Raw genomic sequence first — 22,474 nt, forward strand, 5'->3', positions numbered from 1 at the left:
AGAGACGAAGGATAAGCGATTAGTAGTTAATATTCCTTCTCTTTTTATCCTTTGTTATATTTTCCTTTTCATCAAAGAAAGAACAAAATGAGACATAATAAAAAATTCAACCATTTAGGTCGTACTGCATCTCACCGTAGTGCCATGCTTGCAAACATGGCAGTTAGTTTGATCATGCACAAAAGAATCACTACGACCGTAGCCAAGGCTAAAGCCTTAAAGAAGTATATTGAACCGCTGATAACTAAGGCTAAAGACGATTCTACCAATTCTCGTCGTGTGGTTTTCCGTTATCTTCAGAATAAAGAAGCTATTACAGAACTTTTCGGTAGTGCAAAGGCAAAATCAGAGGGTAAGGTTTCTGTTATCGAGAAAGTGGGCGATCGTCCCGGCGGTTATACTCGAGTAATCAAGCTGGGTACACGTAAGAGCGATGCTGCTCCTATGGCATTTATCGAATTTGTAGACTTCGATGAGAACATGGCCAAAGCTCCTAAGGCTGCTAAAAAGACTCGCCGTAGCCGTAAGGCAGCTCCTAAAGCAGAAGCTGTTGAGCAGACAGCAAAGGTAGAGGCAACCGATGCGCCTGTTGCTACTACGGAAGAAGCTCCTAAGGCAGAGGCTGCAGAATAATTAAAAGGATTGAATTTCTTTTCTTATAAGCGTCTTCACTCTTATGTGAAGGCGCTTTTTCTATATAAATAAGGTCTATTCGATTTACATGCTATTACATAGGAACCTTATTTTTCTATATACTTTTCCTGTCTGCATAAAACATCTTGCAAAGATAATATAGCCTCATAGCCTGAATACATGTGCCGTATAATGGCGATAAAGTTAGGGTGTAAAACTGGTATATGTCGTATCCGATTTTACCGGATACGGCATATAAATTTATAACAGCAGTATTGCGAATAAGAAAAAAGGTACACACTTGTAACAGATTACGGCCGTTGCGAGTGGAAAAAATATTAGTCTTTGAAGCGTTTTAGAAAGTAGTTATTGCTGTTATGCGTATCGAATGTCCACGACGGGGTATCGAGGCGCCTGCCGTCTTTCGAGGCACTGAGCCATTCGGGAAATATCTCTATCTCCTGTGCCGGCATAAAACTCTGTGCCAACAGCACCTTGCGGTCGCCCTTATCGTTCTCTGCTACATCGACAACAATCTCTGCATGTCCCGGAAATCCGCCCTTTATAACCACGTCTCCGGCCTGTATATCTTTCGTCCAACAGCGACCTATGGGCGTCAGTTCTTTGCTGAGCGATGCCGTTCCGGCATATTGAAACACGATATTAAGGTAATTTCGGAATGTTTTATAGGAGTAGTCTTCCTTTTGAGTCTTTATCCAAGAGTTGCAATTACGTATGCGATATCCCTTTGCCCACTTCGAATATTCCGCCTTGAAACCGTTGGTAAAGCGGAAATGTATCTTATCGAACTGCTTGGTTTGCCACAGATAAGAGGCACGAAGAAAGATAATGGCATCGGCGCATTGCTCGTTCGCATTCTTTCCGAAGTCCATGTTTACGATGGCTCCGCCGTATTTAGCCGTCTTAACCTGTCCGTTATAGTAATGAAGATCGCTGTTTGCGGGCTTTAACGGCAGGTTACGAAGGAAATAGGCAAAGCTCCCTTCCGTTACGGCCACCCGCTTATAACCTGCCGGAGCGGGTATGCGACCGGCGAGGTTATCGGGTGTAGCTACTTTTACCGGCTCGTTTTTTACTTGGAGAGGTTTATCAGAAGACTTTGCTCCGCATGCTGTCAGCATGATGGAGGCAAAAAGTAGAAATGCTATTCTGTTCATTATACGCTATTTTTGCCCAAAGATACGAAAAATAGATGTAAAAAGAACAATAAACAGATAGGATAGTGCAGTGCGGTACTATTATTAATAGCCCATGCTTTCCAGCCACTTTTCTACCTTTGCCTTGCCCGAACGCACCTCGTGTCCGTAGATGGCGAACGCGCCGGTAATCGTGGCTTTGGGGTATAGAGACTTCAAGTCTTCGACCACATTTGCCAGTCCGCTGCCCTCATGTGTAGTGAATGGAATAATTGTTTTGCCGTTCAAATCGTACTTCTTAAAGAAAGTAAACATCACCTGCGGATAAGTTCCCCACCATACAGGGCCACCGATGAAGACGGTGTCGTACTGTTCGATGTCGTTCACCGCACCTTTAAAGGGCGGCAGCTCGCCGTTTTCGGTCTCTTTCTGTGCCAGCTTAGTGAGGTCGGAGTAGGGCATATCATAGCTTTTCTCGGGTATAATCTCGAATTCGTCGGCCCCTGTACGTTCCTTAATATAGTCGGCCACGATTTTTGTGTTGCCCACCTTGATGTTTCCCACTGCATAGTTTTCACCCGCATGCGAGAAGAATACGATCAATGTCTTTCCTTTTTTCATATCGTTTTCTTGTTTGTTATTGCCACCGCAAGCCGTAGATATAAGTAACAGGGCAGCCGCGGCGAATGCTTTCAATAGTTTCATATAGGTGTTGTATGAATGTTTTGCCGTTTTTCTTTACATTCGCTATAGGCCTCGCCAGCCCATAAACATCTTCACAGTTTCCGGATCATTGTGGTCGAAGAAGGCGCTCTTGCCCAAATCCAATGCCTTTATTTGTTCCATTTCCGTATCGGTCAGTTCGAAATCATAGATACTGAAGTTCTGTTCCATGCGCTCTCTGTGAGTTGATTTCGGTATGATAATCACGTCTCGTTGGGTGAGGTAACGCAGTGCAACCTGTGCAACGCTCTTGCCGTGTGCCTTGCCTATAGCCTCCAAAACAGGGTTGGTAAAAAGTCCGTTGCGCCCTTCTGCGAGCGGTCCCCACGACATAATGTGCGTTCCGAAACTATCCATATATTCCTTAGCTTTGATTTGTTGGCAGAACACATGTGTTTCCACTTGGTTAACGGCGGGCACGATGTCTACGTTGCTTGCCAAGTCTATAAAGTGATTAGGCTGGAAGTTGCTCACGCCGATAGCCCTCAGTTTGCCCTCGCGATAAGCATCTTCGAGTGCGCGATAGGCACCGTAGTAATCGCAGAACGGCTGGTGGAGCAGCATAAGGTCGATATATTCGGTTTGCAGTTGGCGCAAGCTCTCGTCGATACTTGCCTTGGCATGCTCGTAACCATAGTTGCTGATCCACACTTTAGATACTAAGAAAACCTCGCTGCGGGCTATTCCGCTGTTCTTAACCGCAGCCCCTACGCCTTCTTCATTGCGATATGCCTGCGCTGTATCTATGAGGCGATAGCCCACTTTCAATGCTTCGCTTACACAACGTTCGGCTTCTGCCGGTTCTACCTGATATACACCATAGCCGAGTTGCGGCATCTTTACTCCATTGTTTAATGTTACGTGCTTCATTGTTTTATTCTTTTTAGTTTACAAGTGTAAAGTTATAACGATTTTATGATGATGTTGTTTCACAAATTTCCGTGATGATTTCACAAATTACGCAAATCGTTCGTTGGTTATAAAAATAATATCTATTTTTGCCTTATGAGCGAGATTAAGGAGACGGATTTTGTTTTTTCCACCGATTTTCTGCAGATCAACGATAAACGTTTCCATGATTGTTGCCTGCATTTGATATGTCTCGACGGCGAAGGCAGCTTTGTTTTCAACGACCGTTGTTACCATATCCGGCGCAATGATGCCGTAATTCTCGTTCTTCCCGATAAGGTGTGTAACCCTGCTCCCCACCCTGAATTGCGGGTAGAGTTTTTTGTTGCGCCTTATAGGTTTTTAAACAGTCTGCTTCCGTCCAATAACTTCGGCATCGGAGGAGGCATCAGTTTGTACGATAATCCCGTGATACCTTTAACTGAAACGGATGCCTTGTGCTTCGTAGAAGATATTCACCGGCTTCGCGACCGTATGAAAGAAAATGCTCATCCGTTCTATCGGGAACTGATGGGAAGCCTCTGCCAGACAATGATATACGATCTTTTCAGCTTCCATTCCAAGTATCATGGCACGTTAGACGCTACGGATCGCCGCAGTTTTGTTGTTAAAGAGCTGCTGCAACTGTTGCAAACAGGCATCTCGCGTACACAGCGCGAAGTTTCTTATTATGCCGAACGTCTCAATGTTTCACCCAAATATCTCTCCGATACCGTGCGCCGTACCACGGGTAGCAGTGTAACATCTTTTATCGATCGCTATACGGTACCGATGCTGAAAGGCTTTCTCGAAGACGAACGTTTATCGCTTACACAGATATCAGAGATGATGAATTTCACCTCTCTATCATATTTCAGTCGCTACGTTTCCAAGCATTTGGGAATGACACCCAGCCAATATCGCATGAGTTTACAGCCCGGAAACGGCTGAAGATAGGATTTTATAACAAGCGTTTATGTTCTGATATTGACCGAGTTCCTGTGGTTTTGGAATTTTTATTATGCGTAATTTGGTGTCATGCACGTGGGTGCAAATTGTGATAATATGGGCTTCTGATGGCGGAAAGAATGCTTCATTTCGTAAATTAATGCGACTCCATGCAATGCTGAACAGCTTGTTTAGCAATGATATAGCTGTTACTTGTGACTGCGGTAGATTTAATCTTTTTAGGGATTTCCCTATCTTTATTTAGGGAAAATGCTGGAATCTTGTCGCATAATTTATTTATTTTTGCAATATATTTAAAAGGTTTCGAATATGAAAAAGCTCATGTTATCAACAGTTTGTGCTGCTTTTCTTCTAAGTAGCTGCGATACTTATACGGGTACGGGTGCCTATGCAGGGGGAACGCTTGGCTCTATTCTCGGCTCAGCCATCGGAGGTATCAGCGGCGGACCGCGTGGTTCAGACGTTGGAACTATAGTGGGAATGGCCGGAGGGGCCATCATCGGCGGTGCTATCGGGGCTAAAGCCGATGAGAAAAGGCAAGATGATTTGTACCAATACAGGCGCGATAAAGAAGAACGGGCATACGAACGGCGGCAACGACAGTATGACCGACAAGAGGAACAGGTATATGGAACCGATGCCGGAGAGGAAGAATTGAATAGCGGTTTCGATGCTTCGAATAGCGGAGACGACCGTTTATACGATTTCAACGGTGCCGACTATACGGGCAATTATACTGCTCAAACGCCTACAGTTACTATGCCTGCTACCTCGAGTGTGGAGAACTTGGCCGACGGGTTGCACTATTCGCCGGCGATAGAGATACGTAATGCTCGGTTTGTAGACGATAATCAGGATAACGTAATCAGCCGTGGAGAGTTGTGTAAGATAATCTTTGAGGTGATGAACCGTGGGAAAGAAGTGCTTTATGATGTGCAGCCTACTGTTATCGAAGCTACGGGTAATAAGCATATATACATCTCTCCGGGCGTACATGTAGAGAAAATTATGCCGGGAGCAGGCATACGTTACACCGCTTTGGTTAAGGCGGATAATCGATTGAAGAACGGTAAAGCCAAGTTCTGTGTTTCGGTTGTTCAGGGAACAAAGTCTATATCGAAAGTCAGCGAGTTCAATATTCCTACACGAAAGTAGGAATATTGAACCGATGTTTATTGCTTATAGGCGATTTTAACCAATACCGGATAATGATCGGATGGTGTGCGTCGGGCATATTTCTTGAACTTTAATTCTTTCGGAGCCTTATTGCTGCTTAAATTTTCCTTACTGCCTTTCTCTGTCCAATAGCCGTTAGTAAGCACTCCATAGCGCTTTACATTGAACTTAGGCGATACGAAGATGTGGTCTATACGGCTCTCGGTTTTCAGTTCGGTATCGAAGTCATTGAAAGTACCATTCTCGGCAAAGCGCATTTTAGCTGCCGAATAGGAATCTTTAAGTATGCCTGAAGCAGAGAAAATCTTAAAGATTTCATCGTTTTGGTCTACGTTGAAATCGCCCGTGAGTATCACCGGAGCGTTACCGCCTGTTATCTCTTTGATCTTTCTGATTACTAATTTGGCCGATTCTCTGCGTGCTACAACGCCGATATGATCCATGTGTAAGTTGAAAAAATAGAATTTCAGCTTATCTTTATTGTCCATAAATTCGCCCCAAGTGCATATCCTGATGCAGGCGGCATCCCATCCCAATTTAGGTTTGTCGGGTGTTTCGTTCAACCAGAAGTTGCCCGATCTGATCTTGGTAAGTTTATCTTTCTTGTAAAAAATGGCAGCATATTCGCCTTTTTCCTTGCCGTCGTCGCGGCCAACCCCAATGTAATTATAGCCTTCGAGCCCTTTTTGCAAGTCGTGTATTTGGTTTACTTTGGCCTCTTGTGTACCGAATATATCGGGTTCTTCGAAGTTCAACATGTCGCAGATGATAGGCCAACGCCGTTCCCACCCGTTGCCTTCTTTCTTATCACCATCGTTGTCGTAGCGGATGTTGTACGTACCGACGAAAAGGTTTTGTGCTTGAATGCCTATTGCACAGAACAGGCAAAAGATTAAAATAAATTGTTTTTTCATATCGTTTTATTTGTTTCTGCGTCTTTTCTTGGTTCTCTTTTGACGTTTCTTGGTATGTTTAGGAGTGCGTCTCTTTACGCTTTTTCTTTTTTTCGATACTGTCTTCTTGCTGTCGACCGTACTGTCGTTTTTCTTTTGTTGTGCAAATTTATATTCATCCTGTGATATACCGAAGTCCATTTCGGGCAGTTCATCCTTGTCGTCCGGTTTGTAAGGAACAATTATGCTGTCCACACGTGTTACTTCAACCATGGCCACACCTTTGCTGAGTATGCCCAATTCTTTCGCTGCTCCCCATGAAAGATCGATAATTCTGCCACGTGAAAACGGTCCTCTATCGGTAACTTTCACAACCACTTCTTTACCGTTATCGAGGTTTCTCACACGAAGCATCGTACCGAAAGGATAGGTGCGATGGGCACAAGTCATACTGTCGTGGTGCAACCTGATGCCGCTTGCCGTACGTGCACCGGTTGCTCTCTTTGAATAAAAAGTGGCTTTACCCCTCTGAGTTTGAGCTGTCAGAGGTGTAAAGCCGCTTAGTACGATAATTAAAATACAAATACTTCTTCGATAGTTCACTGTTTTATGGTTTGAAAAGACCGGTGCATCTTCTTATTGTCCGGCAGTGTAACGCCGTTACAATGTGCACCGGTCTTCAGATTAAGCCGTGTCAAACAACGCCTTGTGCCATCATTGCATGGGCTACCTTCATAAAGCCGGCAACATTGGCACCTTTCACGTAGTCGATATAGCCGTCGGGTTGCGTGCCGTATTTTACGCACTGTTCGTGAATGGAGTGCATTATATAGTGCAACTTCTCGTCGACTTCCTGTCCGCTCCAGTGCAGACGAATGGAATTCTGCGTCATTTCAAGGCCCGAAGTTGCTACGCCTCCCGCGTTTACAGCTTTGCCCGGAGCAAAGAGCTGCTGCGCTTCGACGAACTTAGTTACGGCATCTGCCGTGCATCCCATATTGCTTACCTCGGCCACGCAGTCGGGTTTATGTGCCAAAATCATATCGGCATCTTGGCCATTGAGTTCGTTCTGTGTTGCGCAAGTCAGATAGATGTCGGCCTTGCACTCCCAAGGTTTCTTGCCTTCAACAAACTTCGAGCCCTCGAATTTATCGGCATAAGGCGAACAAATGTCATTGCCTGTTGCACGCAGTTCGAGCATGTATTCTATCTTTTCGCCGCTGATACCGGCAGGATCATATATATATCCGTCCGGTCCGCTGATGGTTATCACCTTTGCGCCGAGCTCTGTAGCCTTCTTAGCTGCGCCCCATGCAACGTTTCCGAAGCCGCTGATGACCACACTCTTGCCCTTGATGTCGATATTACGTGTCTGGAGCATCTGGTTTACAAAGTACAGAGCGCCGTAGCCGGTGGCCTCCGGACGCAGGATAGATCCGCCCCATTCCATGCCTTTACCGGTAAGAACACCTTCCCATTGTGTAGTAAGTTTCTTATACATACCGAAAAGATAACCTATTTCTCTGCCCCCTACACCGATGTCGCCTGCCGGTACGTCGACGTTAGGTCCAATATGTCGATACAGTTCTGCCATGAACGATTGGCAGAAACGCATTACTTCAGCATCGCTGCGCCCTCTGATCGAGAAGTCTGAACCGCCCTTTGCGCCGCCCATAGGCAAGGTGGTAAGCGCATTCTTGAATGTTTGTTCGAAGCCTAAGAACTTCATAATCGACAGATTTACCGATGGGTGGAAGCGCAAACCTCCCTTGTACGGGCCTATCGCGCTGTTGAACTGTACACGATAACCTATGTTTACGTGTACGTCGCCCTTATCGTCTGTCCACGGTACACGGAACATCACAATGCGTTCGGGCTCTACGATGCGCTCGATAATCTTGGCTTTTTCGAACTCCGGATGTTGGTTGTAAATATCCTTAACGGATAGAAGTACTTCTCTTACAGCTTGTAAGAATTCCGATTCCCCCGGGTGTTTTTGCTCGAGGTTTTGCATGATTTTTTCAACTTCCATGGTAGTGTAATTTTTTTATAAATGAGTAGTTGTCAAAATGTCAATAACATGTCGCAAATATATATTTTTTATTGATAACCGCCAAATAATACTTGTTTTTTTTGAGTTTTGGCGTTACACTTTGTAAAGTTTAACCTTTTGTGCTTCTTATTTTAAAAGTGTATCGATGGTATTTATGGTGTCTATATGTCTTGCATTGCCTATTTAATCCCGTTAGGATGCCTGTATAAGGCGGATAGTGTGCCGTTCGGGTGCGAATACAACAGAAGCAGACCGCTGTTGAGGGCGGTTTGTTCCTGTCGTATGTGAAATGTTTCAAAGTTGTGCCAAGGCCTGTTTGAGGTCGTCGATAATATCTTCGGCATCCTCTATTCCCACCGATAGGCGTATCAGGTCGGGGGCAATACCGGCTTCGCGCAGCTGTTCGTCGGTTAATTGTCTGTGGGTGTGGCTTGCCGGATGCAGCACGCAAGTGCGGGCATCGGCCACATGAGTAACGATGTTGATGAGCTCTAACGAGTCCATAAACCGTATGGCGGTGTCGCGATTGCCTTTCAAACCGAAAGCAATTACGCCGCACGAGCCGTTGGGAAGATATTTCTGCCCCAGCCGGTAGTCGCTGTCGTCTTTCAAACCGCAGTAATGTATCCACGCCACACGCTTGTCGTCGTGCAGAAATTCGGCCACTCTTTGAGCGTTCTTGCAGTGTTGCGGCATGCGCAGATGTAGCGTTTCCAGCCCGAGATTAAGCAAGAAAGAGTTCTGAGGAGCCGGTATAGAGCCGAGATCACGCATGAGTTGAGCCACGAGTTTAGTGATGTATCCCAGTTTGCCGAATGCTTCGGTGTAAATAAGTCCGTGGTATGAGTCGTCCGGAGTGCATAGTCCCGGGTATTTCTCGGCATGTGCTTGCCAGTCGAAGTTACCGCTGTCTACAACTACGCCGCCCACCTGCGTGGCATGCCCGTCCATATATTTGGTGGTAGAGTGGGTAACAATGTCGCATCCCCACTCGAAGGGGCGGCAGTTGACGGGCGTTGCGAAGGTGTTGTCTATCAAAAGAGGCACGTTATTCCTATGGGCTATGCGTGCAAACTTCTCTATGTCGAGCACACGGCAGCTCGGGTTAGAGATGGTTTCTCCAAAAACAAGCTTGGTATTCGGGCGGAATAACCGCTGTATATCTTCTTCCGAAGCATCCGGACCGACGAATGTACACTCTATGCCCAGTTTTTTCAGCGTTACTCCGAACAGGTTGTAAGTGCCTCCGTATATCTCGTTAGAGGCGATGATGTGGTCGCCCGCCTCGCATATATTGAACACAGCGTAGAAGTTGGCAGCCTGTCCGCTGGAGGTGAGCACGGCACCTATGCCTCCTTCAAGGGCAGCTATTTTCCTTGCAACGGCATCATTGGTGGGATTTTGCAGGCGTGTATAGAAGTAACCTTCTTTCTTTAAGTCGAACAGCATGGCCATTTCTTCGCTGTTGTCGTACTTGAAAGTAGTGCTTTGTATGATGGGCAATACGCGCGGTTCCCCGTTTTGGGGCTCCCATCCTGCCTGTACGCATAGGGTGGCCAGTCTCTTTTCTTTCTTCATTTTTTCGGTTTTTGTTGATATTTTATGCAAAATAAACGCTTTTTGTCCATATAAACAAGAACTTTTTACACTTCTGCAGTTATCATACCTTTGCCGTTAATCTTTTATAACTAAAAAGATGACGGAGGTTATACTGTGATGCTATATCTTTGCAATCGAGTTTTTAATTCAATAAATAGTAATATGAAGAAGTTAATTTTAAGTGCAACGATGGCTGTAGCCATGTTGTGTATGAGCGTCGGCGCGAATGCGCAAGATGCCAAGAATAAGGGAAATGAGAAGAAAACAGAGCAAACTTGCTGCAAGAAAAATAAGGGTTGCGGGCAGAAAGAGTGCGATAAAGCCAAGAAAGAGTGTAAGGGTTCTGCTTGCAACGAGGCCGGAAAGCAAGAATGCAAGGAGCAGGGAAAGGCTCCGTGCTGCAATTCTTCTAAGAAAAAAGCAGCCGATAAAAAGATGAAAAAAGAAAAGATGTAATTCTGTTTCGGCACAACTACCGTACACATATTTATATAAGGCGCACCTTTAGGCCATACCGTAATTCGGTTGTAAGCCAAGAGGATGTGCCTTGTTTATTGTATGTTTTATCCATGTTGCGGTATAATTCTTGTCGAAATGTTCGCTTGTTCCGCCGTTTTTGTGTAAGTTTGTGGCAGTTAAGTGGCAATGCTTGCGACAGTTTTAGCATGCTGTTGCTGTGGATTTTAATAGGAATATCGGTTTTATGAATGAGAACAATCCCGAACAATGGAATAAGTTTTATCTGAAAGACGTCACGTTTGTCAACTTGATGTTGCGCCGTATATATAATGTATTGATAGTGGCTAACCCTTACGATGCATTCATGTTGGAAGACGACGGGCGCGTAGAAGAGAAGATATACAATGAGTATATGGAACTCGGACTGCGCTATCCGCCCATGTTTACGCAGGTAAGTACAACGGAAGAAGCGGCAAAAGTGCTCAGTACAACCAACATAGATTTGGTGATATGCATGCCGGGTACGGCCGATAACGACGCATTCAGTGTGGCACGTTCCATCAAGGCAGACTTCCCGCATATCCATTGCGTAGTGCTCACACCGTTCTCTCACGGCATTACCAAGCGCATGGAAAACGAGGATTTGAGTATCTTCGATTACGTTTTCTGCTGGTTGGGAAACACTAATCTTATTCTTTCGATCATCAAACTTATCGAGGATAAGATGAACATAGAGCACGATATCAAGGAAGGGGGTGTGCAAATGATCCTGCTCGTAGAGGACAGTATCCGCTTTTACTCGTCCATTCTCCCCAACTTGTACAGCTATATATTGCTGCAAAGTCAAAATTTAGCGAGCGAAGCCCTTAATAAACACATCGCTACATTGCGCATGCGTGGTCGCCCGAAGGTAGTTTTAGCGCGCAATTATGAAGAAGCGATGGACTTTTATAGTAGGTATAGCGATAATACACTGGGCGTTATCAGCGACGCAAGGTTCCCTGTAAACGGGAAAAAAGACGCTGAAGCCGGCCTGAAACTGCTGCGTGCCATCCGTGCCAAGGACGAGTATGTGCCGTTGATTATGGAAAGTTCGGAGTCATCTAACCGACAGAAAGCCGAAGCAGAGGGCTTCAAATTCGTCGACAAGAACTCTAAAAAGATCAGTGTCGACCTGCGTAACATCATTGAAGAGCACATGGGATTCGGCGATTTCATCTTTCGAGATCCGAAAACCCATGCGGAGATCATGCGCGTACACTCGCTGAAAGAGTTACAGGATAATATTTTTAAGATACCGGATGACTCAATGCTCTATCATATCTCGCGTAATCATATGAGCCGTTGGCTCAGTGCGCGGGCGATATTCCCCGTGTCGGCTTTCCTTAAGAATGTCACATGGCACAAATTACAAGATGTGGATGCGCACCGAAAGATTATCTTCGATGCCATTGTGCAGTATCGCCACATGAAGAACATCGGCGTTGTAGCGGTTTTCGATCGCCTTAAATTCGATAAATACGCCCACTTTGCCCGTATCGGCGAGGGCTCTTTGGGCGGCAAGGGGCGCGGTTTGGCGTTTCTTGACAATGTGGTGAAGATGCATCCGGAGTTCAACCAACACGAAGGGGCTACCGTTCAAATACCGAAAACCCTTGTGCTTTGTACCGATCTCTTCGATCGGTTCATGGATCAGAATAACCTTTATCAGATTGCATTGAGCGATGCTTCCGACGACGAAATACTCGAACACTTCTTGAAGGCACAGCTTCCAGACTCGCTAATTGCCGATTTCTTTACCTTCTTCGAGGCAACCAAGACACCTATAGCCATCCGTTCGAGCTCGCTGTTGGAGGATGCACACTACCAACCCTTTGCAGGTGTTTATTCTACTTATATGATTCCTTACCTCGACGACCGCTACACGATGCTGCAAATGCTTGCTTGCGCCATCAAAGGAGTGTATGCCTCGGTGTTCTATCGCGACTCTAAAGCCTATATGACTGCTACGAGTAACGTGATCGATCAGGAGAAAATGGCGGTTATTTTGCAAGAGGTAGTGGGCAAACAGTATGGAGATCATTTCTATCCCAATATCAGCGGAGTGCTTCGTTCGCTCAATTATTATCCGATAGGCGATGAAACTGCCGAAGACGGAATTGCCTCCTTGGCGCTCGGTTTGGGGAAATACATCGTTGATGGGGGGCAGACGTTGCGGGTATCTCCCTATCATCCCGCCCAAATATTGCAGACCTCGGAGCTCGATATCGCCCTTCGTGAGACACAGACACAGTTTTATGCACTCGATATGAAGCATGTCGGCAACGATTTCAAGGTCGACGACGGCTTCAATATCCTTAAACTGAAGGTGAAAGATGCCGAGGCCGACGGCTCTCTGAACTACATCGCGTCGACCTATGATCCCTATGATCAGGTGATACGCGACGGCCTTTACGAAGGCGGACGCAAGATAATCTCGTTCTGCGGCGTGCTTCAACAAGGCGTATTCCCGCTGCCCGAAATTCTTCAAATGTCTATGAAATACGGTTCGGAAGCCATGAAACGTCCGGTAGAAATAGAGTTTGCCTGCAATCTGAACGACGACAAGACGGGCGAGTTCTACCTTCTGCAGATACGACCGATTGTAGACAGCAAGCAAATACTTGACGAAGATCTCTCGAAGATTGCCGATGAACGTTGCTTGCTACGCTCTCATAACTCGCTCGGACAGGGTGTCAGCGAAGACGTAACGGATGTTGTGTACGTGAAAACAGACGATCAATTCTCGGCAATGAATAATCCTGCCATCGCTGCAGATATCGAACAGATGAACCGAAAGTTTCTTGCATCGGGCACGAACTATGTGCTCATCGGCCCCGGACGGTGGGGTTCGAGCGATTATTGGTTAGGTATACCCGTGAAATGGCCCCATATCAGCGGAGCAAGAGTTATTGTTGAAGTGGCTCTGAAGAACTATCGTGTGGATCCGAGTCAAGGAACACACTTCTTTCAGAACCTAACCAGCTTCGGTGTAGGTTACTTTACCATCGACGAGAGCCGTGGTACAGGACTGTATAACAAGGCAATTCTCGACGAAATGCCCGCTGTTGAAGAGACGAAGTTCATACGTCATGTGCGCTTCGACCGTCCGCTTAAAATCATGATGGATGGCAAGAAACAGGAAGGAGTGGTACTTCTGTAAATAACACTTGTGCTTGATTTAAATCAAGAAAGCAACGCTTATTGGAAATAATACAATAAAATGTTTGAGATATATGTATAATCTGTATATCTTTGCATTGTGTTTTTCATGGTATTAGATTTAAGGTTAACAAAGATTGGACTACAGCGGTAGTCCTTTTTTATGTCCTTACGTTTCGGCCGTGCTGTCGGTGTGTTGCCGCCACAGTGTGCAAACATCGTTTTTGTTCTTTTCGTATGCTTGGAATAGAAGTGCCTCGGATGCCCGATAAAAGGCAAGTCTGAGGTGCATAGGAGTGCTGCCTGTTGATGACAGACGGTATATGTAATACAAACGAACCATCTGTAACAAGCCATAACAAAGTCTTAAAAAAACGAAAATGAACGGTCCCTATATGTTTTATTTCTTATTTTTGCGTTGCGTTACGCAATCTGCCATCGAAGGCGGTTGCCACGTTTTCCACCTGTAAATCAAAAGAACATCAATGGATTTAAAGATATTTTACATAGACAGGACAGATGCCTTGGCCGGAGAAATAGCAGCGCTTAAAAGGAAAAACCGCGGATTTGTTTCCGGAGAAATCATCTTCTTCTTGGCAATGATAGCCTTTGCAGTGCTCTATACCGTGACAGATTGGGGCGCTGTGTTGCCCGTTTTGGCAGTGTTGTCGGCCGCTGCATACCTCGCAGTCCGCCGTTTAGATGTGATTAACAGTGAGAAAATCGAGGCCAAAAGCAGTCTGTTGAAAGTCTATAAGCACGAAATAGCGTATCATGAGGGCGATTACAGCGCGTTCGGCACCGGCAGCAAATACATAGATGCGCACCATCCGTTCTCGTTCGATTTAGATATATTCGGTCCACAATCGCTGTTTAATCGTATCGACCGTACTGTTACCACGGGTGGGAGCGACCGTTTAGCGGCATTGTTGGGTGCAGAACACGAAGCCGGACAGGGCGAAATAGAGCGGATAACGCGGCAGAAAGAAGCGATAAACGAACTTGCCGAGATGGAAACATGGCGGGCGCAGTTCATCTCCATCGGGCAGACGACGGGCGGAAAGATAGATTCTTCGGCCATCGGTAAGGCTTACGATCGGATCAGTACCGCCGGAATACCGTCGTTTGTGGGCAGTATACCGGTGTTGGTTGCGGCTTGTATGGCCATTGCAGGGATATGGTTGGCGACCATTCTGCCTTTCTTTACATCGATGAGCGGTAATGTTGCCGTTACTTGGGGCGTGGCGCAGTTCGTCATTGTGTACCTATTGTGCTCGAAACCTCTGCGGATCATCGGCAAATCCGTAGGTGTGTTGCACGAACATTTGCAGGCCTATGTGCGTTTGATACGCCTTGTATCGGGCACAGAACTTAGAGCCGAAGTTAATCTGTCGATAGTCCGTCGGCTGCAAACGGCATCCGCATCGTTCGATAGATTGGAAGATATCCTCAACGGACTCGACCGCCGCGGCAACATTCTCGGCATGATACTCTTCGATACTTTTATGCTTAGCGATCTTTTCTTGGTGCGACGTTTCCTGAAATGGCAACGCCTGTATATGTCGCAGGTAATGGAATGGGTAGACGAAGTGAGCCTTATCGACGCATTGGTGTCGATGGCAACGTTCAAATACAACGAACCTGACGGCACGGAAGCGCAACTTACAGACACCGAAACGGTGGTGTATGAGGCACGCGGACTGTATCATCCGTTCTTGGGAGCAAAGGCCGTGCGTAACGATTTTACGGTAGAAGACGGCCGTTACTATATTATTACGGGCGCCAACATGGCGGGCAAGAGCACTTTCCTGCGTTCTATCGGCATCAATTATGTGCTTGCAATGAACGGAATGCCTGTGTTTGCCGACAGTATGAAGGTTTCCATTTACCGCATCTTCAGCAGTATGCGCACCACAGACGACTTGTCTAACGGCATTTCATACTTCAATGCCGAGTTGTTGAGGCTCAAACAACTCATCGAATACTGCCGACACAGCAGACGTACACTCATCATTCTCGACGAGATATTGAAAGGAACGAACTCGTTAGATAAGCTCAACGGCTCGCGTTTGTTTTTGGATTATATCTCTCATTTGCCCGTCAGCGGCGTGATAGCCACTCATGATCTGGAGCTTTCCAAGATGAGTGAGGAGCATCCGAGGCACTTCTATAATTATTGTTTCGAAATAGAACTGGCAGAACACATTACCTATACTTATAAAATAACGCCCGGAGTGGCGCGTAATCAGAATGCTACATTCTTGCTGAAAAGCATATTGCAATAGGGTGAGTGGGCAAGGTGTGCGGGCCATCTGGTGCTAATTTTGCCTACACCTTATTATATTATATGCGGAAAAGCCAAAATATAACCGTAATGACTCTACAACCTGTAAAACTTGAAAACAATTTTTGTTTTTCTTGCCAAACCCAATAAAAATACCTATATTTGCGCTGTTATGTATGATAATGATCATTTTATTTAAGTTTTTTTATATATGAAAAAGTATTTAGCAGAGATGTTTGGCACGATGGTGCTTGTGCTTATGGGTTGCGGAGCGGCCGTGAGTTTGGGATGTAACAACGGTGATCCTGAAACAGTTGTCGGTACAGCGATGGCATTCGGCCTGTCTGTCGTTGCTATGGCTTATACCATCGGCGGTATTTCGGGCTGTCATATCAATCCAGCCATTACTCTTGGTGTGTTTCTAAGTAAACGTATGAGCGCTAAAGACTGCGGTATGTACATGTTGTTCCAAGTAATAGGAGGCATAATAGGTGCATCTATCCTTTATATTATTACATCCAGTACGGGTATAGTGGGCACCGGAGCCAACGATTTGCAGGCTTATGGCGACGGAACCATTACGGTTATCGGCGGTTTCTTGGCCGAAATGTTCTTTACATGCGTATTTGTATTGGTGGTACTTGGCGCTACAGCCAAGACAAACGGTGCAACTAACAACTTTGCAGGCTTGGCTATCGGCTTGTCGCTGATACTTGTACATTTGGTATGTATCCACTACACGGGCACTTCTGTGAACCCTGCACGTTCTATAGGGCCGGCTCTTTTCCAAGGCGGAACGGCACTCCATAACCTTTGGATATTTATTGTTGCGCCGATGGTAGGTGCAGTTATCGCCGCTCTTGTATGGAAAGTGGTCGATCCGGAACAGGTAGAAAAGTAATTATATCATTCATATTTTGTCTCCGGAAATGGGGGCAAACAGCAAGAAAGGTTACCGCTATGTAGTATTTACGGTGGCGGTGACCTTTCTTTTTATTAAGTTATTCATGTTTGGAATTTATAGATAGGATGAAAAAAAATAAGGTTTCGCTGACAGAGAAGAAATATCTTGTGCCCTTTATACTAATAACTTCGTTGTTTTTTCTATGGGGATTTGCAAGGGCTATCCTCGATCTATTGAACAAACATTTTCAGAATGAGCTGCATATTACGATCACACAGTCGGCACTCATACAGGTTACAACCTACCTCGGTTACTTTCTGACCGCCATTCCGGCAGGCATTTTTATCAATAAGTTCGGCTATCGACGTGGCGTAGTTTTTGGTCTTTTGCTCTTCGGATGCGGTTCCTTGCTGTTTATTCCGGGGGCTGAATTGGGCACATTTTATGGTTTTCTTGCCGCTTTATTTATCATCGGATGCGGTTTGGTATTTCTCGAAACGGCGGCAAATCCGTATGTTACGGAACTTGGAGTGCGCGAAACGGCCACGAGCAGGCTCAACCTGTCGCAGTCGTTCAACGGGCTTGGCAGTCTTTTTGCAACATTTTGTGTAGGACAGTTCTTGTTTCGAAACGATACGACCGATGGTAATGTGGTGGTTCCTTATACCATTCTCGGGACTTTGGTATTAGTAATAGCCGTGATATTCTCGAGAGTAGACCTGCCTGAGATAACACATGAAGCGGCAAAGATGGAAGCAGAAAATAAGGAAGACGGTAATCTTAGAAGCCTTTGGAGGCATAAATTGTTTGTTTTCGGCCTGTTTGCATTGCTGGCATACGAGGTGGCCGAAATCTCTATCAATAGTTATTTCATCAATTTCGTGACCGGTCAGAATTGGATGAGCGACCGTACTGCTTCTGTTGTACTTACCTGTGCGCTGGCTTTCTTTATGGTGGGACGTTTCATAGGCAGCTGGATTATGCGACGTGTACGTGCCGAAAAGATGCTGCTGATATGCGGTTCAGGCACGGTAGGTTGCACATTAATCGTGCTTTTGGACATGGAAAATCTGTCTCTGATTGCGCTTTTGTGCAATTACATGTTCGAGGCAATCATGTTTCCCACTATATTCTCTTTGGCTTTGTCGGGCTTAGGACGGCTTACCAAGAGTGCTTCGTCGCTGTTAATGATGACGCCTATCGGCGGTTGCGGTTTCCTATTGATGGGCTATGTGGCCGATAATACGAACCTTGTGGTGCCGTTTATAATTCCTTTGATTGGCTATATGTTCGTATTTCTGTACGCTCTGCGGTTGGTAAGAGGATATAGAAACGATATTGGAACAACAGTGAAGTGATAAAAGACAATAGGATATAGGTTTGAAGTGATGGTTTTCGTTTCAGATCGGGTAAGGACGGAAAGACGGTATCCGTAAAGTAAAAAGCCTGTGCATAAGGATGCTGTTTTTTATAGCATGCCCCTATGCACAAGCAAAAGGTTTATTCTTTATTATATTATTTGCCCTTACAGCATCGTCTATTGTGGCAGCCGTTATTCGAACACGCTATAGATGGGCAGTCCGCGCCATGCCTGCGGGCGTTTTAGGTTGAACACCTCGGCGATTGTGGCAGCCGTATCGAACTGCATCATCACGTCTTTTATTACCATTCCTTTCTTCACGTTCTTGCCGCAGATGATAAAAGGAATTTCCATTTCCTGTAGGGTTTTCCCGCCATGACCTTTGCCTATCCCGCCATGATCCGACGTCATCATGACGATAGTATCGTCGTATATGCCTGCATCTTTCAGTGCTTGAATGATGCGTCCTACCTGCTTGTCGAGCTTGGCAAGCACGTCGTAGTATGCCGGAGTATCGTGCCCGATGGCGTGTCCCACGTGGTCGACCTGATCAAAGCATACGGCCAAGAACGTTGGTTTACTCTTCTTAATGTACTGTTCGGCCATCCGGCAGAGTTGCTCGTCGTCTTTTTCGTAATTAGATGCCACGTCTACGTAATTAATAGCAAGCGAATCGATAAGATATTTTATGCCATCCCACTCGGCAATGTTCCCTGTTTCGGCGTTAGGTATCTGCTCTCTGATGACAGAATAGATGGTAGGATAGATGCCATGAGCATTGGTACACATCGAAGGTATTTCGGGTACGCGCGAATTCCAGTTGGTGTATCCGTGCATTTCAGTACATGCACCGTTGAACATTGCCGACCAATTGACGGCTGATTCTGATGGGAGATCGCAACGTTTCTTCAGTGTATAGCAGCCATTCTGCATGAGTGAGCGTATATTAGGTATGTCGTGTGCCTTCGGTACGCTATATGCACCCCATCCGTCTATACCGATTAATACCACATGTTTTGCCTTCCATTTCTTTGCATTTGCCTGCATTAATCCGAATACCGTAAGCATGAGTACGGCCAATAGTATTTTTCTGTTCATTGTAGATTGATAATTTTATGTTGTTTAAATTAGGTTATGACTTGCGAATATTTACCGTTCGTCGCCGCCTTATCGCTTTTTGCCTTTGATAGGAGGGCGGTATGTCTGAGATGAATGATACATGTAAGCGGCTTGGAACTACGGTCTGAACAAGACAGGTGGCAGGTCTGTCGGGCGCTGAAGCTGCAATCGCGATGCTTATTACTGCATGCGCCTATGGTTATCTGTAATATGATTGGGCGTAGAACGGATGGTTTCAGATAATTTGCGAGCCTGCCTTGATTTCTTTTTCTACCTTATTGTCGCCCCAAAGAAGTACGGCTTTGAAGGGTACATTGCTCTTGATAGTAACCTTGGGCTTCTCTTCGGCATTGCTGCGTTTGGCAACTTTGAACGATATGGAGCCGTTCTCGCCGTAGGGATACTTATCTATACCGTAGGCATCGAGCAGGTTTACGTCGATCGTAATCGTGTTCGACTCATGGTTTGCACGTATGCCGAAGATGTATTCTATCAGTTCTGCGATAGGCGGCAGGCCTGTCCAGCCCACGAAGTCCTTGCGTGCCATGAAGCCGGGTGCAGCCTCTTCGGGTGCATAATACTCGAAGAAAGTACCTGTGTTTTGGTAAACTTTAAAGACGTTGTAGTAATGGTTCAGAGTTATATCGTAGGCCAATTTGCGGTAGCCCTTGTCTGCAAGTCCGGAAATAACCATGTAATTGGTGCTCGGCCATACGCCTCCCACCCAATAACGCCCGTTGGCTTTATACTTAGGATTATCGGCTGCGAGCGACGGAATGCGATGGTAACGGTTGAATTTGGCCGTATCGGACAGATGAGACACCAGTTTGTCGAGACGATCTTTACCGAGTACGTTCGTTTGTAACGCCCAATAGGCATAAATGCCCTGCGTAGTGCTGAGGCTGTCGTTTTCGTATTGATCGTACAGGAAACCGTCTTTGCTGTTCCACATGTTCTTGTTGATGTAGGCAGAAAGCCTTTTAATGTCGTCTTCAAAGGTTTCTATCTCTTGCCAACGCTCAAGATAAAACCCCATTTTGAGCAGAATGTCGGCCACCATGATTTGCTGTAAGCAGGCATCGAGCCATATCATGTGGCCGTTGCTGTAGATTGTATTGTAGCCATCCTGTACACGCGGCATGTTATCCATGCCCGTTCCCCAGCCACTGCTCCAATATGTACCGTTACGCCAAGTACGGTTCAGCTTCAACCATTTGTAATATGCCGCCAATACAGGGAACACCTTGTTCAGACGGTTATCATCTCCGAATTGGGTATAATAAAGCCATTCCGACCACGGCAGCAGGTTCGGGCCCGTACTGGTGGGATCATATCTGCCGAAACAATCGGAACCATCTGCCCGTATTTCGCGGCAGATGAAGCCGTCGGGGTGCTGTTTAGCGTAGAAATTATCAAGAGTTTTCTGGAACGGGAAGAAGTTTTTACCGTAACGGCAGAACATGGTAATAAAGGCATCGTCCCACATGAAGATGTTTCCGTTGTATGCCGGAGCAATATAACTGGTAACGAAACCGGAGTCGTCGAGCGGCTGACAGATGTTTCCGATGCCTATCTGCCACGCTCGCCAGTACATCTCAATCTCCTTCGCATGCCCTTCCCAATAGGGCGAGGGCAACACCTTGCGGGCTTGTTCGAATGTTCCGGGCTTTGTCTTTTCTACTTTCGCCGTACGAAAAGAGTTCTCTGCAACGAGCGTTTCCATAACATAAGTGTTTTTGTACGGCAATTTATATAATGGAGAACCCGAAGGTATCAGGTTTTGTGCAGCAGCCGGTGCCGGCAAGAGCACCGTTAAAAGCAAAATCTTCTTTAGTAGTATCATCGTTTCATTTTATTTTCGCCGGTTATGATTGTGGGGTGCATTACATATCCATCAGTTTCTTGATCTTCCAAAAAATATCGGTATTGTCCATAAAACCGGTAAACTGTTCGGATCCCGGGCCGAATGCATATACAGGAACCATGGTGCCTGAATGGTCTTTAGTAGAGAAATTGCAGACAACGGTGCCGCTTTCAAGGTTTCCGCCATGTACGGTCATGCCGCCCGTTTCGTGATCTGCAGTGATTACCACCAATGTCTGTCCGTCTTTGGCTGCCCATTTCATAACTTCGCCCACGGTACGATCGAAGTCTAAAGTTTCTTTCATAAGCATGTCGAGCTGATTGAAATGCCCGTAATCGTCGAGTTGCGAACCCTCTATCATCATGAAGAAGCCGTTTTTGTTTTGATTCATAAGGTTCATACCTTTCAATGCAGCGCGGGCAAGCAGGTCGCCTCGTTCGTCGGGAAGCGGGGTATCGACGTCGTAGGGCACGCAAAATACTTTGCCTTTCTGCCACTTTTGCAGGTCTTCCCATGTGCGGGAAATGTGATATCCCTTGCTTTTAAGTTCGTTGAAAATATTACGTCCGTCGGTTCTGTGTTCAAAATATTTGGCTCCGCCGCCGAATGCATAATCGATATTGCTGTCTAAGTAATCGGCAACAAGGTCTTGTTCGTTGTTTCTATCTATGTTATGACAGCAGAAATCGCAGGGGGTAGCGTCCCAAAGTCGACATGTAACGGCGATACCTGCATCTTTTCCCTTGGTTTTAGCTAACGTGCACAACGAGGTGAGCGGCTTTCCGTCGGCATCGACGCCCACAGCATGGTAAATAGTTTTATAACCTGTTGCCAACGAAGTGCCTCCCGAGCCGGAGTCGGTGATGAGCCTGTTTGAAGCAGGTGTTTTCGAGAGCCCCGTAGCTTGGGCATTCTCTAACCACAGATGGCCGCGGTTGCACGTCCATGCAGCCTGTATGTGCATCAAGCTCATGCCGTCTCCTATCATCAGAATTACATTCTTTACATGGCCTTTGCCCGAAACAGGAGAAATCTTTTCTACGGTGTATGGCTTTTCTAATGTATATTCTTGTAGGTTGACGGTCTGTGCGTCGGCGCCGATATAGGCAAACAATGCCGTAAGGAATAAAAGTTTTTTAATTTTCATGCCGTGAAATGTTTAGATAGTTTCGATATACAAAAATATCATATT

At 45.9% G+C, this 22,474-nt stretch carries 18 protein-coding genes; 8 read left to right on the forward strand and 10 right to left on the reverse strand.

Annotated elements, in window-relative coordinates; genetic code table 11:
- The first annotated feature begins 87 nt into the window (after positions 1-87).
- On the forward strand, positions 88-633 hold the full coding sequence (gene rplQ, locus HMPREF0663_RS06605) for a 50S ribosomal protein L17 (RefSeq protein ID WP_016665316.1): 546 nt from the start codon (positions 88-90) through the stop codon (positions 631-633).
- 338 nt (positions 634-971) lie between these two features.
- Here rplQ and HMPREF0663_RS06610 read toward each other — a convergent pair whose 3' ends face one another.
- The 3 genes from HMPREF0663_RS06610 to HMPREF0663_RS06620 form a co-directional block, all read right to left on the reverse strand.
- A complete protein-coding gene (locus HMPREF0663_RS06610; RefSeq protein WP_004369562.1) occupies positions 972-1,811 on the reverse strand; it encodes a DUF4846 domain-containing protein in 840 nt (279 codons plus the stop codon).
- A gap of 84 nt (positions 1,812-1,895) precedes the next feature.
- Complete coding sequence (locus HMPREF0663_RS06615; protein ID WP_234955636.1) at positions 1,896-2,411, reverse strand: flavodoxin; 516 nt, start codon at positions 2,409-2,411, stop codon at positions 1,896-1,898.
- 126 nt (positions 2,412-2,537) lie between these two features.
- Positions 2,538-3,383 (reverse strand): aldo/keto reductase, encoded by an 846-nt coding sequence (locus HMPREF0663_RS06620; protein ID WP_004369564.1) that lies wholly within the window; start codon positions 3,381-3,383, stop codon positions 2,538-2,540.
- Positions 3,384-3,518: 135 nt separating this feature from the next.
- Between HMPREF0663_RS06620 and HMPREF0663_RS06625 the strand changes: the two genes are divergently transcribed.
- A complete protein-coding gene (locus HMPREF0663_RS06625; protein WP_016665315.1) occupies positions 3,519-4,352 on the forward strand; it encodes a helix-turn-helix domain-containing protein in 834 nt (277 codons plus the stop codon).
- 327 nt (positions 4,353-4,679) lie between these two features.
- Positions 4,680-5,525: a YMGG-like glycine zipper-containing protein gene (locus HMPREF0663_RS06630; RefSeq protein WP_004369567.1), complete on the forward strand. Its 846-nt coding sequence runs from the start codon at positions 4,680-4,682 to the stop codon at positions 5,523-5,525.
- A 17-nt stretch (positions 5,526-5,542) separates the two neighbouring features.
- Here the strand turns inward: HMPREF0663_RS06630 and HMPREF0663_RS06635 are convergent, their stop codons facing one another.
- The 4 genes from HMPREF0663_RS06635 to HMPREF0663_RS06650 form a co-directional block, all read right to left on the reverse strand.
- Complete coding sequence (locus tag HMPREF0663_RS06635) at positions 5,543-6,460, reverse strand: endonuclease/exonuclease/phosphatase family protein (protein ID WP_004369568.1); 918 nt, start codon at positions 6,458-6,460, stop codon at positions 5,543-5,545.
- Between the two features lie 6 nt (positions 6,461-6,466).
- Positions 6,467-7,042, reverse strand: coding sequence for a septal ring lytic transglycosylase RlpA family protein (locus HMPREF0663_RS06640; protein WP_004369569.1), 576 nt, complete (start codon positions 7,040-7,042; stop codon positions 6,467-6,469).
- Positions 7,043-7,133: 91 nt separating this feature from the next.
- A complete protein-coding gene (gdhA, locus tag HMPREF0663_RS06645; protein ID WP_004369570.1) occupies positions 7,134-8,471 on the reverse strand; it encodes an NADP-specific glutamate dehydrogenase in 1,338 nt (445 codons plus the stop codon).
- 315 nt (positions 8,472-8,786) lie between these two features.
- Positions 8,787-10,070 carry an O-acetylhomoserine aminocarboxypropyltransferase/cysteine synthase family protein gene (locus HMPREF0663_RS06650; RefSeq protein WP_004369571.1) on the reverse strand — a complete coding sequence of 428 codons (1,284 nt, stop codon included), beginning with the start codon at positions 10,068-10,070 and terminating at the stop codon, positions 8,787-8,789.
- 183 nt (positions 10,071-10,253) lie between these two features.
- Here HMPREF0663_RS06650 and HMPREF0663_RS06655 point away from each other — a divergent pair, with 183 nt between their 5' ends.
- The 5 genes from HMPREF0663_RS06655 (at position 10,254) to HMPREF0663_RS06675 (ending at position 18,297) form a co-directional block, all read left to right on the forward strand.
- Positions 10,254-10,547 carry a hypothetical protein gene (locus tag HMPREF0663_RS06655; RefSeq protein ID WP_004369572.1) on the forward strand — a complete coding sequence of 98 codons (294 nt, stop codon included), beginning with the start codon at positions 10,254-10,256 and terminating at the stop codon, positions 10,545-10,547.
- Between the two features lie 247 nt (positions 10,548-10,794).
- A complete protein-coding gene (locus HMPREF0663_RS06660) occupies positions 10,795-13,752 on the forward strand; it encodes a PEP/pyruvate-binding domain-containing protein (RefSeq protein ID WP_004369574.1) in 2,958 nt (985 codons plus the stop codon).
- A 484-nt stretch (positions 13,753-14,236) separates the two neighbouring features.
- Positions 14,237-16,036, forward strand: a complete 1,800-nt coding sequence (locus tag HMPREF0663_RS06665; RefSeq protein ID WP_004369576.1) for a MutS-related protein — start codon at positions 14,237-14,239, stop codon at positions 16,034-16,036.
- Positions 16,037-16,246: 210 nt separating this feature from the next.
- A complete protein-coding gene (locus tag HMPREF0663_RS06670) occupies positions 16,247-16,936 on the forward strand; it encodes an MIP family channel protein (RefSeq protein WP_004369577.1) in 690 nt (229 codons plus the stop codon).
- A 128-nt stretch (positions 16,937-17,064) separates the two neighbouring features.
- The gene (locus HMPREF0663_RS06675) at positions 17,065-18,297 is read left to right on the forward strand and encodes a sugar MFS transporter (RefSeq protein WP_004369578.1); all 1,233 of its coding nucleotides are present in this window, start codon (positions 17,065-17,067) and stop codon (positions 18,295-18,297) included.
- 194 nt (positions 18,298-18,491) lie between these two features.
- Here HMPREF0663_RS06675 and HMPREF0663_RS06680 read toward each other — a convergent pair whose 3' ends face one another.
- The 3 genes from HMPREF0663_RS06680 to HMPREF0663_RS06690 all read right to left on the reverse strand — a co-directional run bounded on the left by HMPREF0663_RS06680 (position 18,492) and on the right by HMPREF0663_RS06690 (position 22,429).
- Entirely contained in the window at positions 18,492-19,397 is a 906-nt protein-coding gene (locus tag HMPREF0663_RS06680) for an alkaline phosphatase family protein (RefSeq protein ID WP_004369579.1), read from the reverse strand.
- Positions 19,398-19,653: 256 nt separating this feature from the next.
- A complete protein-coding gene (locus tag HMPREF0663_RS06685; RefSeq protein ID WP_004369580.1) occupies positions 19,654-21,261 on the reverse strand; it encodes an MGH1-like glycoside hydrolase domain-containing protein in 1,608 nt (535 codons plus the stop codon).
- Positions 21,262-21,301: 40 nt separating this feature from the next.
- Positions 21,302-22,429, reverse strand: coding sequence for an alkaline phosphatase (locus tag HMPREF0663_RS06690; protein WP_004369581.1), 1,128 nt, complete (start codon positions 22,427-22,429; stop codon positions 21,302-21,304).
- Positions 22,430-22,474: the final 45 nt, after the last annotated feature.

Origin of the sequence: Hoylesella oralis ATCC 33269 (assembly GCF_000185145.2) — a bacterium.
In the GTDB taxonomy this organism is placed as follows: Bacteria; Bacteroidota; Bacteroidia; order Bacteroidales; family Bacteroidaceae; genus Prevotella; species Prevotella phocaeensis.

Excerpts from the sequence above, each read along its gene's own strand:
- rplQ (WP_016665316.1), top strand. The coding sequence starts at position 88 with ATGAGACATAATAAAAAATTCAACCATTTAGGTCGTACTGCATCTCAC.
- HMPREF0663_RS06610 (WP_004369562.1), bottom strand. The coding sequence starts at position 1,811 with ATGAACAGAATAGCATTTCTACTTTTTGCCTCCATCATGCTGACAGCA.
- HMPREF0663_RS06615 (WP_234955636.1), bottom strand. The coding sequence starts at position 2,411 with ATGAAAAAAGGAAAGACATTGATCGTATTCTTCTCGCATGCGGGTGAA.
- HMPREF0663_RS06620 (WP_004369564.1), bottom strand. The coding sequence starts at position 3,383 with ATGAAGCACGTAACATTAAACAATGGAGTAAAGATGCCGCAACTCGGC.
- HMPREF0663_RS06625 (WP_016665315.1), top strand. The coding sequence starts at position 3,519 with ATGAGCGAGATTAAGGAGACGGATTTTGTTTTTTCCACCGATTTTCTG.
- HMPREF0663_RS06630 (WP_004369567.1), top strand. The coding sequence starts at position 4,680 with ATGAAAAAGCTCATGTTATCAACAGTTTGTGCTGCTTTTCTTCTAAGT.
- HMPREF0663_RS06635 (WP_004369568.1), bottom strand. The coding sequence starts at position 6,460 with ATGAAAAAACAATTTATTTTAATCTTTTGCCTGTTCTGTGCAATAGGC.
- gdhA (WP_004369570.1), bottom strand. The coding sequence starts at position 8,471 with ATGGAAGTTGAAAAAATCATGCAAAACCTCGAGCAAAAACACCCGGGG.
- HMPREF0663_RS06650 (WP_004369571.1), bottom strand. The coding sequence starts at position 10,070 with ATGAAGAAAGAAAAGAGACTGGCCACCCTATGCGTACAGGCAGGATGG.
- HMPREF0663_RS06655 (WP_004369572.1), top strand. The coding sequence starts at position 10,254 with ATGAAGAAGTTAATTTTAAGTGCAACGATGGCTGTAGCCATGTTGTGT.
- HMPREF0663_RS06660 (WP_004369574.1), top strand. The coding sequence starts at position 10,795 with ATGAATGAGAACAATCCCGAACAATGGAATAAGTTTTATCTGAAAGAC.
- HMPREF0663_RS06665 (WP_004369576.1), top strand. The coding sequence starts at position 14,237 with ATGGATTTAAAGATATTTTACATAGACAGGACAGATGCCTTGGCCGGA.
- HMPREF0663_RS06670 (WP_004369577.1), top strand. The coding sequence starts at position 16,247 with ATGAAAAAGTATTTAGCAGAGATGTTTGGCACGATGGTGCTTGTGCTT.
- HMPREF0663_RS06675 (WP_004369578.1), top strand. The coding sequence starts at position 17,065 with ATGAAAAAAAATAAGGTTTCGCTGACAGAGAAGAAATATCTTGTGCCC.
- HMPREF0663_RS06680 (WP_004369579.1), bottom strand. The coding sequence starts at position 19,397 with ATGAACAGAAAAATACTATTGGCCGTACTCATGCTTACGGTATTCGGA.
- HMPREF0663_RS06685 (WP_004369580.1), bottom strand. The coding sequence starts at position 21,261 with ATGATACTACTAAAGAAGATTTTGCTTTTAACGGTGCTCTTGCCGGCA.
- HMPREF0663_RS06690 (WP_004369581.1), bottom strand. The coding sequence starts at position 22,429 with ATGAAAATTAAAAAACTTTTATTCCTTACGGCATTGTTTGCCTATATC.